Origin of the sequence: Bremerella volcania, assembly GCF_007748115.1 — a bacterium.
In the GTDB taxonomy this organism is placed as follows: domain Bacteria; phylum Planctomycetota; class Planctomycetia; order Pirellulales; family Pirellulaceae; genus Bremerella; species Bremerella volcania.
On record NZ_CP036289.1, the window covers coordinates 1,234,490 to 1,249,870 of the forward strand.

The following is a 15,381-nucleotide window of genomic DNA, read 5'->3' on the forward strand; positions in this document are numbered from 1 at the left end:
CCTAGCCCTCTCCCTGCGAGGAAGAGGGGACAAGATTGGTTGACGTTTACTCTGGAACGACCGTTACCAGCTCGTCGTGGATCGACTCGACCTGGGCGGCATCGATCACGCGAATCTCTTCCGCATAACCGATCAACAGAGCCAGGTCGCACAGGCGATTGATCTCGCGGGGATTGCCGCGGGTGATCTCGAACAGCCGCTGCAAACCTTCCGGGACGAAGATCTCTTCTTCGCTGCCGGCAACTCGCAGGCGGTGCGTGACGTAGGCAGCCGTTTCATCCGGCGTGAAGCAGCGCATCAGCGACTTCACGCCGATGCGGCTTTCCAAGGAAGGGAACCGCTCGACCGCTGGAATGATGGCTGTTTGACCGACGAGAACCAAGGTCAAGTCGAGCTTGCCGTCAGTCTCGAAGTTGGTCAAAAGACGCAGCGTTTCGAGCGAAGCGTGATCGCTCAGCAGATGAGCATCGTCCACCACGATCACGGCGTGGTGGCCGGCTCGGGTGTTTTCCGACAGAAACTGCTGCAGGTGCCAGATGTTCTCGCTGGGGTTGCTACCGGTATCACTGCTTTTTTCGCCTCGACCTAGATTCAACAGCAGATACGGAATCAGGCAGTCGCTGGGCAGCTTCGGGAAAACGAGGTGAGCTTTCGGCGAGAACGTGTCGGGTAGCTGCATCAACAGCGTGCGTGCCAGCAGACTTTTACCCAGCCCGCACGCCCCTGCCAAGATGGCGGCACCGCGGCGGTTTTCGACGGCGTAACGAAGCTTGAGAAGCGCGGCCTGAGCCGACTCGGAAGGGTAGTATGACGCTTCCGAGTAGGTGTTCTCGAACGGGCGAGATTTCAGATTCCAATACGCTTCGTACATCGAGCTTCCGCTTTCGATTGCACCGGGCTAGTGATGACTTATCGCCAGAAGTTTTCGGCGATCCCAATCACGTTGATCTTGCGTTCTTGAAGTTTGGGCAGGATCTGGCTGAGTTCCTGGTCGTGCGTTCCGCGGGCATCGCGAACGACCAGCACCCCTTGCACCAGGGCCAGTCTCTGCCAGACTTCCGGACGATCGCCACCGTCCCACAGCACCACGTCGAAGTCACCGGTGAACTGCTGCAGTTGGTGAGCCGAGAGGTCGGCCAGGTGGCGATAACCGGCCGGCAGAATGGCAATCGGTTGATCGGCCGCTTGAATCATCGCTTCGTACAGCGTTTCGACCTTCTCTTCGCTCGCGACAACTTCCGTAAGACCCAGGCGAACCGAAAGACTTTCGCTTCCGCTCCCTTGGTCGATGATCAGAACACGCCGACCCGCGGCGGCCAACAGCTTGGCCAGGCACATGGTCAACGTCGAGCAGCCGGTACCATCCCCCAGCGAAACGAGGGCCAGCGACTTGATCGTACCGGAGATGCTGCTGGCCAAATCGACCCATTGGTCGTGGCAGAGATCCAGTACCATGTCGGTCTCTTCCGGCCAGGCAAGCGTTTCGGTTTCCCACTTGGGGTGAGCCAGACGGCGCTGACGGTAGGCAGGTGACGTCGTCTCTTGGGCAGCAGTAGGTTGGGGCGTCGTCGGCAATTCGATCTTCGGCGAGCCAGCGACGAACGTGAAGCTTGGTTCATCCGAATCCATGGATTCGTCTTGCGGATCTTCCTCGGCAGCGGCGGGTGCCGGCTCTGGCTGAGGTTCCCACGTATCGATCTCGATGGTCGGCGATGGCAGTTCTGCTTTGACCGGCTTCGGCGATTGGGCAGACACAGGGTTCACAGGCGTATGCTTGCGACCAGCTCGGATCATCAAACGATCGAGGGCTTCGGCCACGGCTGCCGTGTTTTGAGCGGCCAGCAGGAATTCGTCTGGCGCGGCTGATTCGTCGGTGTTCGACTCTTCATACGAACCGACCAGCGGCGAACCGGGCATATCGATGCGGATGCCTTGGTTCTTCCAGTGCTGGAGTTCGCTGAGGGTCGGCTTACGCGACATCGTGCGAACCGAGGAGGAAGTCTTCTGCTGCGATGGTTGGGATGGGTTCATGACGGATTCCGACGTTTGGGCCGAGGCGTCTGCCGTGGAGCCGGTTTGCTCCGAGGTGTAAGCACGGATAAAAGCGCGATCGAGTTGGCTCATTAGCGAGATTCCAAATCGAGGGGTTGAATTCCACCCAAGCGAGCACGAGGCTGAGCAGCTTCCTGCGGCATCGACGAGCCTGAGTAAGGACCAAAGCCCCATTGGCTGTTGTCTTGTTGCATGCCAGGTGCCGGAGCGTTTTCTGGCATCTGGTTGTTCACGACTGGGTAACCGGCCTGGTGCTGGTAGCCTTCGTGGATCTCAGGCATTTGAGTGCCAGGCGACGCAGGGTTTCCGCGCGAGCTGTTTCGCACGAGCTTGCCATCCTGGTAGTCCCATTCGCTCTGTTCTTGCTGCATCCAGTGGCGACCGCTATCGCCAGCGGGTGCCTGGTACTGCGATGTCCGTGGATCGCTCATGTTCATCGAACCGCCTGGCAAAGGACGCGTTTGTGATGGCTGCGGCTGCCCCATGGTTGGCTGCGAGCCATCGAATTGGGGAACATCGTTTCGGTATTCGGGAACCTGGTCGGTAAACGCCGGGCCGCCCAAAGGTTCTTCGTAGTCTGGGTTCATGTTCGAGGGACCAAACTGCCAGACTTGATCGGCAGGGGAACCGGCTGGCTCACTGCCTTGCGCTGGATTGCCGTAAGAATGGGACATGTTGCCGGTTTGCATTACATCCGGGGTCGCGATGTTGGTCATCTGCACATCGCGCGATGGATTGGACATGGTCGGATTGGAAGATGGATTACGCGTTGGCAACGAAGCAATTTGCGGAATCTCTCCCTCGAATGGTTCGACCGTGATCGTTTCGCTGGGATCGGAAGCGGCTGGGTTGGCATTCCAGGCCGGGGCGTCGCCCAGTTCGCCGGTCGAGACGAACAAGTCTTGCGGCACGTTCTCGACGGGGGATTGGTCCGATCCGCCACTGCCGCTTAACGCGTAGAAGCTGACCGCCAAGAGAGAAACGGCGATCCCACTCAGGGCCAGGCGATTCTTCATCTGGCTGCTAAGGATCGAAGCACGGCGATGTTGTCGTGTCTCATTCGAGTTGTGAATGTAGCTTGGCTTGGTGGGTGCGACCGGTTCGGCTTGTGGCTGCGGTGTGGCCTCAACCTTCGGCTGCGGCAGAGGGGCGGCCTGGGGCTGGGGGGCTGGCTGCGAGGCAACCGGCGCTGCGACCAGCAAGCTTTCGTGGTGGTCCCCTTCGTGCGTGTCCTCGCCTAGCAGGTTCGACACCCAATCTTGCTGGGGCGCCGGGGCCGGCTCAACCGGCGGCTGCCACGTCAGGTCCTTCACACGAATGACGATCGGATGACCGTAGAAGGTGCCTTGGGTGTCTTGAGGTTCACGATTCTGGGGAGTTCCCAATGGTTTCGTCATCGTTTCGGCTTCCTTGCCTGACGTAAGATCGACGCATAACGGCCACGCGCTGATTGTGGCCCGTTGTCCTATCCATCGGTATGGTTTGTAACGGTCTTTAGCTCTAGATAAGAAAAATCGTGGTTTCGGGCTAGGTAAACTTTAGCGATTAGCTGCGCTAGCATGCCGGTTGTGAGGGAAACGGAAATCTGGGATATTTAGTAGATTTGAAACATAGAATTCCCCCTCGCCATACGACGACACGCTAGCTGGTGGCAACGCTGCTGTCAGCATCTAAGTCGATTGATGGCGGGCATTTCAGTTCTCCGGAAGCAGTCCATGCCAGGTCCTCGATTCGCCGGCCGCCAGCACCCGATCTTCAACGACATTCAAAAGCGTATTCTGATTCTCGATGGTGCCATGGGGACCATGATTCAGAAATACAAGCTGACCGAAGCGGACGTCCGTGGTAAGCAGTTCGCCAACGAAGAAAAGGATCTTCGCAACTTTAGCGACCTGCTCTGCTTGACCAAGCCGGAGATCATTGAAGGGATCCACCGCGAGTTTCTCGAGGCGGGTGCCAACATCATTGAAACCAACACGTTTGGTGCGACCCCCATCGCGATGGAAGAGTTCGCGCTCAGCGAGTCGCTGGCGACCGATATTAACGTCGCCGCGGTGAAGCTGGCCAAGAAAGTTGCCGACGAGTTCAACGACCGCAATCCGGACAACCTGCGGTACGTGGCTGGCTCGATCGGTCCCACCAGCAAGACGGCTTCGATCTCGCGGCGGATCGAAGATCCCGGCTTCCGCGACGTGACCTTCAACCAACTGGTCGACTCGTACCTGGTGCAGATTCATGCGATGGTCGAAGCTGGGGTCGATATCCTCTTCCCGGAAACGACCTTCGATACGCTGAATTTGAAAGCATGTCTGTTCGCCATCGAGAAGTACTATCGCGAGAAGGGGATCGAACTGCCGGTGATGACCTCGGTCACCATCACCGACGCATCGGGTCGAACGCTGTCCGGTCAAACGGTTGAGGCGTTCTGGAACTCGGTCTCGCACTTCCCGATGCTCAGCGTCGGGATCAACTGCGCGCTGGGTGCCGAACTGATGCGTCCTTATGTTCAAGAGCTCTCGTCGATTTCGTCCTGCTATATCAGCTGCCATCCCAACGCCGGCTTGCCGAATGAAATGGGGGAGTACGATCAGACGCCAGAGCAAATGGCATCGACGATTCGCCAGTTCGCCGAGAACGGCTGGCTGAATATCGTTGGTGGCTGCTGCGGCAGTACGCCTGCCCATATCAAAGCGATCGCCGATGCGATGCGCGACTACGAGCCGCGCCAGCTGCACGAGCAGCCGCAGCTGACACGGTTGAGCGGCCAGGAACCATTCACGATCACGCCCAAAACCAACTTCGTGATGATCGGCGAACGAACCAACGTGACCGGCTCGCGTCGCTTTGCCCGGCTGATTCGCGAAGAGCAATACGAAGAGGCGATTGCCGTCGCGCTGCAGCAGGTCGAAAGTGGCGCCAACGTCATCGACGTGAACATGGACGACGCCTTGCTCGACGGCGAGGCGGCCATGACGCGTTACCTGAATCTGATCGCAGCCGAGCCTGACATCTGCAAAGTACCGATCATGATCGACAGTTCGAAGTGGTCGGTCATCGAAGCAGGTCTACGCTGCGTGCAAGGCAAATCGATCGTCAATTCGATCAGTTTGAAGGAAGGAGAAGAGGAGTTCCTCAACAAGGCTCGGCTGTGCCGCGACTATGGAGCAGCCGTCGTCGTGATGGCCTTCGACGAAGTGGGCCAGGCGGTCGAACTCGATCGCAAGGTCGAGATCTGCAAGCGCGCTTACGACCTGCTGGTCGAGAAGCTCGACTTCGACCCGACCGATATCATCTTCGACCCGAACATTTTGACGGTGGCCACCGGCATCGAAGAGCATAACGACTACGCGATCAACTTCATCGAAGCAACACGAAAGATCAAAGAGGTTTGCCCGGGTGCCAAGGTCTCTGGCGGCGTGAGCAACGTGTCGTTCTCGTTCCGCGGTAACGACGTCATTCGCGAAGCGATCCACGCGGTGTTCCTTTACCATGCCATCAACGCTGGCCTCGACATGGGGATCGTCAACGCGGGGCAGTTGGCCGTGTACGACGAAGTGCCGCGGGAACTGAAAGACCTGATCGAAGACGTGCTGTTCAACAAGCGGCCAGACGCAACCGAGCGTCTCGTCGATTTCGCCGAAACGGTCAAGCATCAAAAGGGAGCCGGGCCAAAGCAGGAAGACCTCTCGTGGCGGGAAGAACCGGTCGAGAAACGATTGGCTCATTCGCTGGTCAAGGGGATCGATCGTTTCATCGTCGAAGATACCGAAGAGTGCCGCCAGAAGGCCGAGCGCTGCCTGCACATCATCGAAGGTCCGCTGATGGACGGGATGAATATCGTCGGCGACCTGTTCGGGGCCGGTAAGATGTTCCTGCCGCAGGTGGTTAAAAGTGCTCGCGTAATGAAGAAGGCCGTCGCTTATCTGCTTCCCTTCATGGAGAAGGAAAAGGAAGAACTCGGCACGACCGACGAAGATGCCCGCGGCAAGATTCTGATGGCGACCGTCAAGGGAGACGTGCACGACATCGGCAAGAACATCGTCGGCGTGGTCCTCGGCTGTAACAACTACGAGATCATCGACCTGGGCGTGATGGTTCACTGCGACAAGATCCTGGCCGCGGCCAAAGAGCACGGCGTTGACGTGATCGGTTTGTCAGGGCTCATTACGCCGAGCCTTGACGAGATGGTCCACGTGGCTCAAGAGATGCAAGCCGCGGGTATGAACATCCCGCTTTTGATCGGTGGTGCGACGACCAGCGCCAAGCATACGGCCGTGAAGATCGCCCCCGTTTACGATCATGCCGTGGTGCATGTGCTGGACGCCTCACGTAGCGTGGGGGTGGTCGATCAGCTGCTCAGCAAAGAGAACTCACCAGCCTTCCTGGAGAAGAACCGCAAACTGCAGCAGGAACTGGCAGAATCGTATCGCAAGCGTCAGGCGATCACGCTCGTCTCGCTGAAACAGGCCCGCGAAAAGCACTTTGAAACCGATTGGTCGAGCGTCGATATCCCGACCCCATCGTTCACCGGCACGAAGACATTGAAGGAGTTTCCGCTGGAAACGCTCCGCGACTTCATCGACTGGTCGCCATTTTTCAACTCGTGGGAACTGAAGGGGAAGTACCCCAAGATCTTCGAAGACGAGTACGTCGGCGAAGAGGCGAAGAAGCTGTTTTACGACGCCAACTTGCTGCTCGACCGGATCATCGCCGAGAAGCTGTTCACGGCCAACGGCGTGTTTGGCTTCTGGCCCGCGGCGGCTGACGGGGACGACATCATCGTCTATGCCCCCAACGATTCCGAGAAGGAAATCGAACGCTTCCATACGCTGCGCCAGCAATGGGAACGCAAGGGGCAAAGCGACTTCCGCGCCTTGTCCGACTACATCGCTCCCGTGGGAAGCGGCCGGCATGATTACCTCGGGGCGTTCGCCGTGACGACCGGGATCGGCTGTCAGGAACTGGCGGCCAAGTTCGATGCCGATCATGACGACTACAATTCGATCATGGCCAAGGCCCTGGCCGATCGCCTGGCCGAAGCGTTTGCCGAGTGTCTGCACCAAGAGGCACGCAAGGCCTGGAAGTATGGCGAAGGGGAAGCCCTCTCCAACGAAGAGTTGATCAAGGAAGGCTATCGCGGCATCCGTCCAGCACCGGGTTACCCGGCTCAGCCTGACCACACCGAGAAGTGGACCCTTTTCCGGCTTCTCAATGCCAAGCAAGAGACCGGCATTCAGTTGACCGAAAGCCTGGCGATGATGCCGGCGGCCAGCGTGTGCGGTCTGTACTTCGCCCACCCGGCGGCGCGCTATTTCGCGATCCATCAGTTGGGCCGCGATCAGGTCGAAGACTACGCCAAGCGGAAGGGAATGCCGCTGAAGGACGTCGAAAAGTGGCTCTCGCCGAACCTTTCATACGACCCGTAGCCGGCTACGTCGTGCCAACCGCGTTGACGCTGCCGGAGCTGGCGTTCTTGGGGGAAAGCACCAGGAACTTGCTCTGGTTGTGGTCGGTCACATCGAACGCGGCGACCTTGCCAATCAAGCTGAAGTGCCGCACGAATCCCTTGGCGGGAATGATCAAGTTGTCGTCTTGAACTTTCGTCGCGATCGCTTCGTCGGCCGTCGCGCGGACGAACTTGATCAGGATCCGCCCGGTCGGTGGATCGTAGCCGAGCACGGCGTAATCCATCCGGGCACGCTTGTTCTCGATGTTCTTCAGTGGAATGACCAGGTCGCCATTCATCTTCCGAACGTAAGCGGGGCTGCGGGTCTTGGCATCGTTCCGCGGCGAGTACATCTGGAAGGCCGTTTCCATGCCTTCGACGTTATCGTCGGCCAGGAACTGAATGATATCGGAAATCGAAAGCACGCCAACCAGCGTGTGATGTTCATCGACCACCGGCAAGCAGCCGATTTTGTTGGTGGCCAGAACGTAGGCGGCACGGGCCAGCGGGATATCGGGACCAACGGTGATGGGCTTTTCGACGGTGATCAGTTGTTCCACACGTTTGTGCACGACTTCCTGACCTTCAGGCTTCATGCTGCTCATCAGCGCACGAACGATATCGCGCTGAGAGACAACGCCGATCACTTGCTTGGCATTGTCGACCACCACTACCCGGCGTAACGAATATCGAGCCATCAGGTCAGCGACAATATTGACGTGAGTGCCTACGGTCGCGGTATGGACCTTGATCGACATCACGTCCTTGACGTTACCTTGCAATTGCTTCGAGATCGTTTCGATAGCGGTCATACTTCCCTGGCGTTTTTTCTAGTTTCCCGTCGAGAGAAAGACCGAGTGATCTTCCCCCAGGCGACTCAATCATCATGAACCGTAGCGACTAGAACCGACGGACTGCCCGGCGTGCTACTAGCAACACGCTTCACCTCTTGTCGGTCGGTGAAACTATAGCATTGAAATGGGAGTGTGACGGGCACGTCACACTCCCGCGGTACGGCTACCGGCCATGAGTTCATGAGAAAGCGTACCGGTGGTGGCGATTGCGCCGATCGTACGGAAAGTCTGGGGGGAATCCTCTTATGACGTGTGGCGGGCATTCGAGCCGCGCCGCTTAATTTTCCGTCATATAGACGTGCTGGATCTCGGTTTCGGGAAGCTTGTTGGCGAGGGCCGCGGCACCTTCGCTGGTGACGCCGGTACGGGTCACGATCAGCGTTTTCAGTTGCGTCATCGGCGCAAGCTTCTGCAAGCCATCGTTGGTCAATGCCGTCGAACCCAGGTGCAGCCAAGTGACGTTGGGAAGCTTGGTCAACTCTTCGATCTGAGCATCCCCGATCGAGTTGCGGTCGAGGTTGAGCCACTCCAGCGAAGTCAACTTCGCCACGTTGGGTAGCGAGGCGTCGGTGATTTTGGTGGCCCACAGATTGAGTTTCTTCAGGCCGTTGTAGTTCAATAAATGCCCGACCGCCGCATCGCTGAAATTAGTTTCGCTCACATCGAGGTCTTCCAAAGCCGTCAACTCAGCGAGTGATTCGAAGCCGCTGCCGTCGATCTTCGTGCCACGTAGACGTATCCGTTTCAGCTTGGTGAACGGGGCCAATTTGGCGAGATTGGCTTCCTTGAAGGGAGTCCCAAACAGGTACAGTTCCTCCAATTGTTTCAGTCCCGCCAGGCTCTCCAGGGAAGCCCCTTCCACGGCCGTTTCATCGAGCCCCAACACCTTGAGCTGTGCCAGCCGCCCGACGTGTTTGAGGTCGGTATCGGTGATTGGATTGCCACGGAACTGCAAATTCTTCAGCTTGATGCACTTGCCAATCTGATCCATCGCGGCACCGGTGACCTGCGTTCCTCGCAGATCGAGCACTTGCAGGTCCGCGGGAGACCCCACCGCTTTCAGCATGGCGTTGTCGACTGGGCAGCCCCGCAGCAGCAGCTTCTGCAGTTTGGGAAGCGTTCCGATGCGTTTCATGAGGTTCTCGTCGATCGGCTTCCCGGAAAAGTCGACCAGCACGACCGCACCGTTGCCATCTTTCTCGATACGCCCTCCAGCGTTGACCAGCATCGCCTCGGCGGCGAGTTCATCTTGCGTGGGAACTTGGGCAGTGGGCTGCGACGACGATGATGGTTCGCCGGAGGTACAGCCGACAAACAAAGTGCATAGAAAGAGTAGGGGCAACAGACGCATGATCGAGGATCCTCAGCAGAAGCAAATCGCGCGGGGCAGTCATCATTCTATCGTTTTAGCGTTCCCGAAGCACCGGCATTTCAAACAGAAACGCCTGCCACGTAGCCGCTCGACCAGGCCCACTGGAAGTTGAACCCGCCAATGCGTCCGTCGACGTCGCAGATCTCGCCGCACAGGTGCAGTCCCGGCATGACGCGCGATTGCATTGTCTTCAGTTCGATTTGCGAAAGGGGAACGCCCCCGGCCGTGACTTCCGCGACCTTAAAGCCCAGCGTGCCGGTGACTTCCAAGGGAAAATTGCAGACCGCCGTGACCAGGCTCTTTCGCTGCGGCCTGGCCAGGTCGACGCCGGTTTGCTCGGGCGGAATTTCGGCAAAGGTCAGCAGGTGGTCGACAAGCCGATCCGGCAGACGCTCGCGCAAGTGACCGCGGATCGAACGGCGGCCGAGCGATTGCAGTTCGGCCTGCAGGACTTCCTCGGTGATCTCCGGTAGCCAGCTCACATTCAAGCGAACCGCTCGCTCGGACGAGGCCGCGATCCAGTGGCGGCTCATGTCCAACACCGCCGGTCCCGAAAGACCTTTGTGGGTTAACAGTAGGTCCCCTTCGACCGTTTCGATTCGCTTGCCGCTGCTCTCGGTCAGTTGAAGCAAGACCGGTAGCGAGATACCTGAAAGCTGCTTCAGTGGATCCCCATCAGCCAGCTGCAGGGGAACCAGGGCAGGAAAAATCTTCGGCGTCAGTTCATGCCCCAGGCGGCGAACGATCTCCAGGCCGTGCCCGTCGCTGCCCGTCTGTGGAACGCTTTTGCCGCCGGTCGCCAGAATCACCTTCGGGGCGACCAAGTGTCCCCACGGCCCGGCGATCTCGAATTTGGATCGCTCGTCACCGTCGGATGGGGGGCGAATGTTTTCGACGCGGTGATTCAAGAAAATCTTAATCCCCAGGCGGTCGACCTCGGCCAGCATCGCATCAAGCACCGTACGTGCTTTGTCGGTCGTGGGAAACAGCTTGCCGGTCGGTTCGCGCTTCAGCTTGACGCCTAGCTCCGCGAAGAAGTCGACCGTTTGGGGTTGGGTGAATCGGCCCAGGACCTTCTTGATCGCGTTCGGCGAGCTGCCGCAGAAGTCGTCAGGCGTGACCTTTTCGTTGGTCACATTGCAGCGGCCTCCCCCAGCAATGAGGATCTTGGCACCAATCCGCCTGGCCCCGTCCAGAATGACGATCCGGCGATTGGCATCGGTTCTGGCTGCCCATATCGCAGCAAACAGCCCGGCCGCACCACCACCCACGATGGCTACATCGGCTCGGTTTGTCGTGTTCTTTTCATTCAAGTTGACGTTCCCCTAGAGGGTTGTAATGTGCTTGTCGCGAAGGTTGCTGGCAAGGGGCCCCAAGGTAAACTGGCCGATTCAGCGCTCGGCTTTCTATAATCAGGGACACCGTTGCCCGGTCGCGTGGTCTGCGGTTCCCCAATTGCCGTGTGCACAAACGGGGCCTGGTTCATTAGTTGGATTGCTGTCGAGATTTCATGATGGAGCGAATTGTCGCTATTCTGATTTTGCTGCTCTTGCCGTGCGGCCTGATCGCCGAGGACCGCGCGCCCAATCCCCAGGCCGGGTACGAGCACCTGATCAATACACCGTATCTGCCTCCATACTTCGACCAGGAGACCTTCGACAACGTCTGGAAGGTCTGGCCGAAGCCGCTTCGAGATCAGGCCGAAGGGGCCGATGCCGACACGCGGCGGCAGATGGCTTTCGAGCGGTACGGGCTCACCGGGCGCTCCGAGGACCCGACCAAGCCGCTGCAGTATGTCGTCGACCAAAAGGGAAACTGGACGCTCAACTGCTTCTCGTGTCACGGTGGCCAAGTCGACGGTAAGACGGTTCCAGGCCTGCCCAACAATCGTTTCGACTTCGCAGGCATCACGGACGAAATTCGTCTGACCAAAGCTCTGCTGGGAAAAAGGCTGGTTCCGACCGACTATAGCTCGTTGGTTTTTCCGATGGGGGACAACAAAGGGACGACCAACGCGGTGAACTTCGGCGTGGCGCTGCTTTCGCTGCGGGATGCCGACCTGAACCTTGTGCCGGGGGCCAGCTTTCCCAAAATGTTGCATCACGATATGGAACCTCCGCCTTGGTGGCACTTTGCCAAGAAGGAGAATATCTACCTTGACGGCTTCGCCCCCAAAGGGCATCGGGGCCTGCTTCAATTTACGCTCGTCAAGGAAAACAAGGCCCAGGCCTTTCGTGATCGCGAAGACGACTTCCGCGACGTCTACGCCTATTTGAGTTCGCTCGAAGCTCCGAAGTACCCAGGGCCGATCGATCCGGCGAAAGCGGATCGAGGCCGCATCATCTTCAACAATCACTGCAGCGAGTGTCACGGCACGTACGGCGACAAGGCCGACTACCCGGAACGCATGGTGCCGATTGATGTGGTGAAGACCGATCGCGCACGTTTTGATTCGCTCACGCCGGCCCACCGCCAGGCGTACGGACAAAGCTGGTTCAACACGCATGGCCAGCAGAAGGGATTGATTGCCGATCCAGAAGGCTATGTCGCCCCGCCACTGGATGGCGTCTGGGCGACGGCACCCTATCTGCATAACGGTTCGGTCCCGACCTTGTGGCATTTGCTGCACCCGGGCGAGCGTCCCCAGGTTTGGCGCTGGAAGGGGCTTGCTTACGATCATCAGCAGATGGGGATTTCGGTCGAAGTGCTAAACGAAGTTCCGCAAGGATTGTCTTCGATCGACCGGCGTGAAGTCTTCGATACGTCTCGGTTCGGTAAAAGTGCGACAGGGCACGACTTCCCCAATGTGCTAAGTGATGCGGAAAAAGAAGACCTTCTCGAGTATCTGAAAACCCTTTAATTTTCGGGTTAAAACCACCTTCTTGCCCCCTGGTTGGCCCCTCTGCCAGATTGACACGGTAGGGGGACTCGATACCATAAATTTGTGAGCGAAAGCCTTTTAAAAATCAGCGGTTACGACCAAAACCGCGTCACGCGAAACAGGCCGGCGGCCTGAACGAGGATTTTGAATTTCATGTCGACGCAACTGCTTGCAGCGAAAGAGGGGACGATCACCCCGGAAATGGAGTATGTGGCCAAGCGGGAGAACATCTCTGCTGAATTGGTGCGGGACGAAGTCGCCGCCGGTCGCATGGTGATCCCAGCAAACAAGGTTCACCTTCAAGGGGTTCTTGAGCCGATGGGGATCGGCCTGGCCGCCAAGTGCAAGATCAACGCCAACATCGGCAACAGTGCCGTGACGAGCGATCTGGCTGGCGAACTCGACAAGCTGCACGTCGCCGTTCATCATGGGGCCGACACCGTGATGGATCTTTCCACCGGAAAGAACATCGACGAAATCCGCGCCAAGATCATCGAAAAGAGCCCTGTTCCAATCGGTACGGTTCCCATGTACCAGATGCTGGAAAACCTGGGGGGCAATATCGAGGACATGACGCCGCAGCACTTCCTGGACATGGTCGAGCATCAGGCCAAGCAGGGGGTCGACTACATGACCATCCACTGCGGCATCCTGCTTGAGCACCTGCACCTAACGACCAACCGCGTGACCGGCATCGTCAGCCGCGGCGGTTCGCTGATCGCCAAGTGGATGATGGCTCACCGCAAGCAAAACCCGCTGTACACCAGCTTCGATGATCTGTGCGACATCATGCGTCAGTACGACGTGACTTGGAGCCTGGGTGATAGCCTGCGTCCTGGTTCGCTGGCCGATGCTTCAGACGACGCGCAGTTCTCGGAACTTGACGTTCTGGGCGAACTCACCAAGCGTGGTCGCGCCAACGGCACGCAGGTCATGGTCGAAGGTCCCGGACACGTGCCGATGGACCAGATCGAAATGAACATGAAGCGCCAGCAGGAAGTCTGCGACGGTGCTCCGTTCTACGTGTTAGGCCCGCTGGTTACCGACATCGCTCCCGGCTACGACCACATCACCAGCGCGATTGGCGCGGCACTGGCCGGTTGGCATGGCGCGGCCATGCTGTGCTACGTAACCCCGAAGGAACACCTGGGACTTCCTGAGGCCGACGACGTCAAGCAAGGGGTCATCGCCTACAAGATCGCCGCCCACGCGGCCGACGTGGCTCGGCATCGCCCGGGGGCTCGCGATCGGGACGACGCATTGAGCAAGGCTCGTTTCGCGTTCGACTGGAACGAACAGTTCCGCCTGTCGCTCGATCCCGAAACGGCCCAGGCTTATCACGATCAAACCTTGCCGCAAGACACCTTCAAAAGCGCGCACTTCTGCAGCATGTGCGGTCCGAAGTACTGCAGCATGAAAATCACCGAAGAGATCCGCGCGATGGCCTCGCAAGACGAACTAATCGCCCTGCAAACCGACAAGGGTTCGTAAGGCCACATCCAGATCGAAACCGCGCGCGCATTCCAGTCCCCTCTCCCCCGAGGGGAGAGGGCCAGGGTGAGGGGTTTTTCTCGCTTGATAGAAGCGCATGCGCGACCGACGTTCGCGATAGGCTCGGAACTCTTGACTGGCGGTGTGAGGTAAAGGCCGTTCAACAAACCCTCACCCTGGCCCTCTCCCTGCGAGGGAGAGGGGATAGGATTTTCTTGTCAGCCCCTTGGGGCTTATACACTCAAGGCGGCCCGCGTTCGTGGGCCGTTTCGACTTGTCGTGTTTCGTTGTTGGACGCCATCCTCACATCCCCGTGGACACGCTTTTCAATCGCACGAAGCACGCGTTTGCGTCGTGTGGGCGTGATGATCTTTTTGGTTTCGACTCGGGAGACTACTTGAGGCTGCGTTTCGCTTGGCGGTTGTTCTTCGCTGGAAGCCTCTTTCACCGGTGCGTTGAGTTCCTCTTCCAGCGCGTCGATCTCGGCCTGTTTCGCGGTGATCTCCTCGATCAGCTGCAGGTTGAGTTTTTTCATGCGGTAGAACATCCACGCGTACAATCGGGCGGCTTCGTACGTGAGCGGCTCGCGCAGCGGCTGCCGCAGTCGGTACCGTTTTCGTTCCTCGTAACGCGTCACCGCGTCGCGTTCGCGGGGCTCGCGGTATTCGCCTGAATCACTTCGCGAACGCTTGGGCGTTAGGCCGCTGGGGACCAGGGGAGGATCGATTTCGGGGAACTCGTACGCGTTGATTTCCGGATCGATTTCAACCACGATGCTGTCGGCCCGGTAGTGAGGCCGGTCGGGGTCGAACGCTTCGACAGGCGGGTCCTTGCTAGGAACGTCCTTCGTCATGGCGGCCTGAAACGCGGCTTCCTCCTGGGCCTCTTGCCGACGAATGATTTCGTTGAGCGTGGCCGATTGGGGCCGCGGCGTTCGCTTCGGAGGGGCCATCTTCGGCGGCCAGAACTTCTTAGGCTGCGACTCGTTGGCCGGCTCTTCCTGCAAGATCATCAACACCTCCCCGCAGCAGGGGCAGAGAAGCCGATTCCCCTCGCGCACGGCAACCTGCGGAGCGTGCGCTGATGCGTTCGCTCCGTGTTTTTCAGGTTGCGTGGCGTGTGAATGGGACATGACGTTTTCGAGTGTTGAGTGTGTTAGGGACGAGAAAAACGAATGGTGAACGTTTGGTATCACCCTTGGATTCGAGTTCTTCCGAGCCCCAACGGGGCGGCAGAATCATGAATGACACATAGGTTCTGTCGCCCTTTCAGGGCTTGTTTTTTT

General features: G+C 58.6%; 10 protein-coding genes. 3 read left to right on the top strand and 7 right to left on the bottom strand.

Going from position 1 to position 15,381, the window contains the following annotated elements; translation table 11 throughout:
* Nucleotides 1-46: 46 nt before the first annotated feature.
* The 3 genes from Pan97_RS04875 to Pan97_RS04885 are packed head-to-tail and all read right to left on the bottom strand — an operon-like array spanning nt 47 to nt 3,449.
* The gene (locus tag Pan97_RS04875) at nt 47-871 is read right to left on the bottom strand and encodes an ExeA family protein (RefSeq protein ID WP_144971013.1); all 825 of its coding nucleotides are present in this window, start codon (nt 869-871) and stop codon (nt 47-49) included.
* A gap of 38 nt (nt 872-909) precedes the next feature.
* On the bottom strand, nt 910-2,124 hold the full coding sequence (locus Pan97_RS04880) for a tyrosine-protein kinase family protein (protein ID WP_144971014.1): 1,215 nt from the start codon (nt 2,122-2,124) through the stop codon (nt 910-912).
* Entirely contained in the window at nt 2,124-3,449 is a 1,326-nt protein-coding gene (locus Pan97_RS04885; protein ID WP_144971015.1) for a hypothetical protein, read from the bottom strand. The genes Pan97_RS04880 and Pan97_RS04885 overlap by 1 nt, the downstream gene beginning before the upstream one ends.
* Before the next feature lie 318 nt (nt 3,450-3,767).
* On the opposite strand from Pan97_RS04885, the gene metH reads away from it, so the two are divergent.
* Nucleotides 3,768-7,478, top strand: coding sequence for a methionine synthase (metH, locus tag Pan97_RS04890; RefSeq protein WP_144971016.1), 3,711 nt, complete (start codon nt 3,768-3,770; stop codon nt 7,476-7,478).
* Between the two features lie 4 nt (nt 7,479-7,482).
* Here the strand turns inward: metH and Pan97_RS04895 are convergent, their stop codons facing one another.
* The 3 genes from Pan97_RS04895 to Pan97_RS04905 all read right to left on the bottom strand — a co-directional run bounded on the left by Pan97_RS04895 (nt 7,483) and on the right by Pan97_RS04905 (nt 11,037).
* Complete coding sequence (locus tag Pan97_RS04895) at nt 7,483-8,310, bottom strand: CBS domain-containing protein (protein ID WP_144971017.1); 828 nt, start codon at nt 8,308-8,310, stop codon at nt 7,483-7,485.
* A 319-nt stretch (nt 8,311-8,629) separates the two neighbouring features.
* Entirely contained in the window at nt 8,630-9,703 is a 1,074-nt protein-coding gene (locus Pan97_RS04900; protein ID WP_144978149.1) for a leucine-rich repeat domain-containing protein, read from the bottom strand.
* An 80-nt stretch (nt 9,704-9,783) separates the two neighbouring features.
* Nucleotides 9,784-11,037, bottom strand: coding sequence for a BaiN/RdsA family NAD(P)/FAD-dependent oxidoreductase (locus Pan97_RS04905; RefSeq protein WP_144971018.1), 1,254 nt, complete (start codon nt 11,035-11,037; stop codon nt 9,784-9,786).
* Between the two features lie 197 nt (nt 11,038-11,234).
* Between Pan97_RS04905 and Pan97_RS04910 the strand changes: the two genes are divergently transcribed.
* Nucleotides 11,235-12,584, top strand: coding sequence for a c-type cytochrome (locus tag Pan97_RS04910; RefSeq protein ID WP_144971019.1), 1,350 nt, complete (start codon nt 11,235-11,237; stop codon nt 12,582-12,584).
* Between the two features lie 174 nt (nt 12,585-12,758).
* On the top strand, nt 12,759-14,096 hold the full coding sequence (thiC, locus tag Pan97_RS04915; protein WP_144971020.1) for a phosphomethylpyrimidine synthase ThiC: 1,338 nt from the start codon (nt 12,759-12,761) through the stop codon (nt 14,094-14,096).
* Between the two features lie 241 nt (nt 14,097-14,337).
* On the opposite strand, the gene Pan97_RS04920 is transcribed toward thiC, so the two are convergent.
* Nucleotides 14,338-15,228: a hypothetical protein gene (locus Pan97_RS04920; protein ID WP_144971021.1), complete on the bottom strand. Its 891-nt coding sequence runs from the start codon at nt 15,226-15,228 to the stop codon at nt 14,338-14,340.
* Between the last annotated feature and the right edge of the window lie 153 nt (nt 15,229-15,381).

Excerpts from the sequence above, each read along its gene's own strand:
- Pan97_RS04875 (WP_144971013.1), bottom strand. The coding sequence starts at position 871 with ATGTACGAAGCGTATTGGAATCTGAAATCTCGCCCGTTCGAGAACACC.
- Pan97_RS04880 (WP_144971014.1), bottom strand. The coding sequence starts at position 2,124 with ATGAGCCAACTCGATCGCGCTTTTATCCGTGCTTACACCTCGGAGCAA.
- Pan97_RS04885 (WP_144971015.1), bottom strand. The coding sequence starts at position 3,449 with ATGACGAAACCATTGGGAACTCCCCAGAATCGTGAACCTCAAGACACC.
- metH (WP_144971016.1), top strand. The coding sequence starts at position 3,768 with ATGCCAGGTCCTCGATTCGCCGGCCGCCAGCACCCGATCTTCAACGAC.
- Pan97_RS04895 (WP_144971017.1), bottom strand. The coding sequence starts at position 8,310 with ATGACCGCTATCGAAACGATCTCGAAGCAATTGCAAGGTAACGTCAAG.
- Pan97_RS04900 (WP_144978149.1), bottom strand. The coding sequence starts at position 9,703 with ATGCGTCTGTTGCCCCTACTCTTTCTATGCACTTTGTTTGTCGGCTGT.
- Pan97_RS04910 (WP_144971019.1), top strand. The coding sequence starts at position 11,235 with ATGATGGAGCGAATTGTCGCTATTCTGATTTTGCTGCTCTTGCCGTGC.
- thiC (WP_144971020.1), top strand. The coding sequence starts at position 12,759 with ATGTCGACGCAACTGCTTGCAGCGAAAGAGGGGACGATCACCCCGGAA.
- Pan97_RS04920 (WP_144971021.1), bottom strand. The coding sequence starts at position 15,228 with ATGTCCCATTCACACGCCACGCAACCTGAAAAACACGGAGCGAACGCA.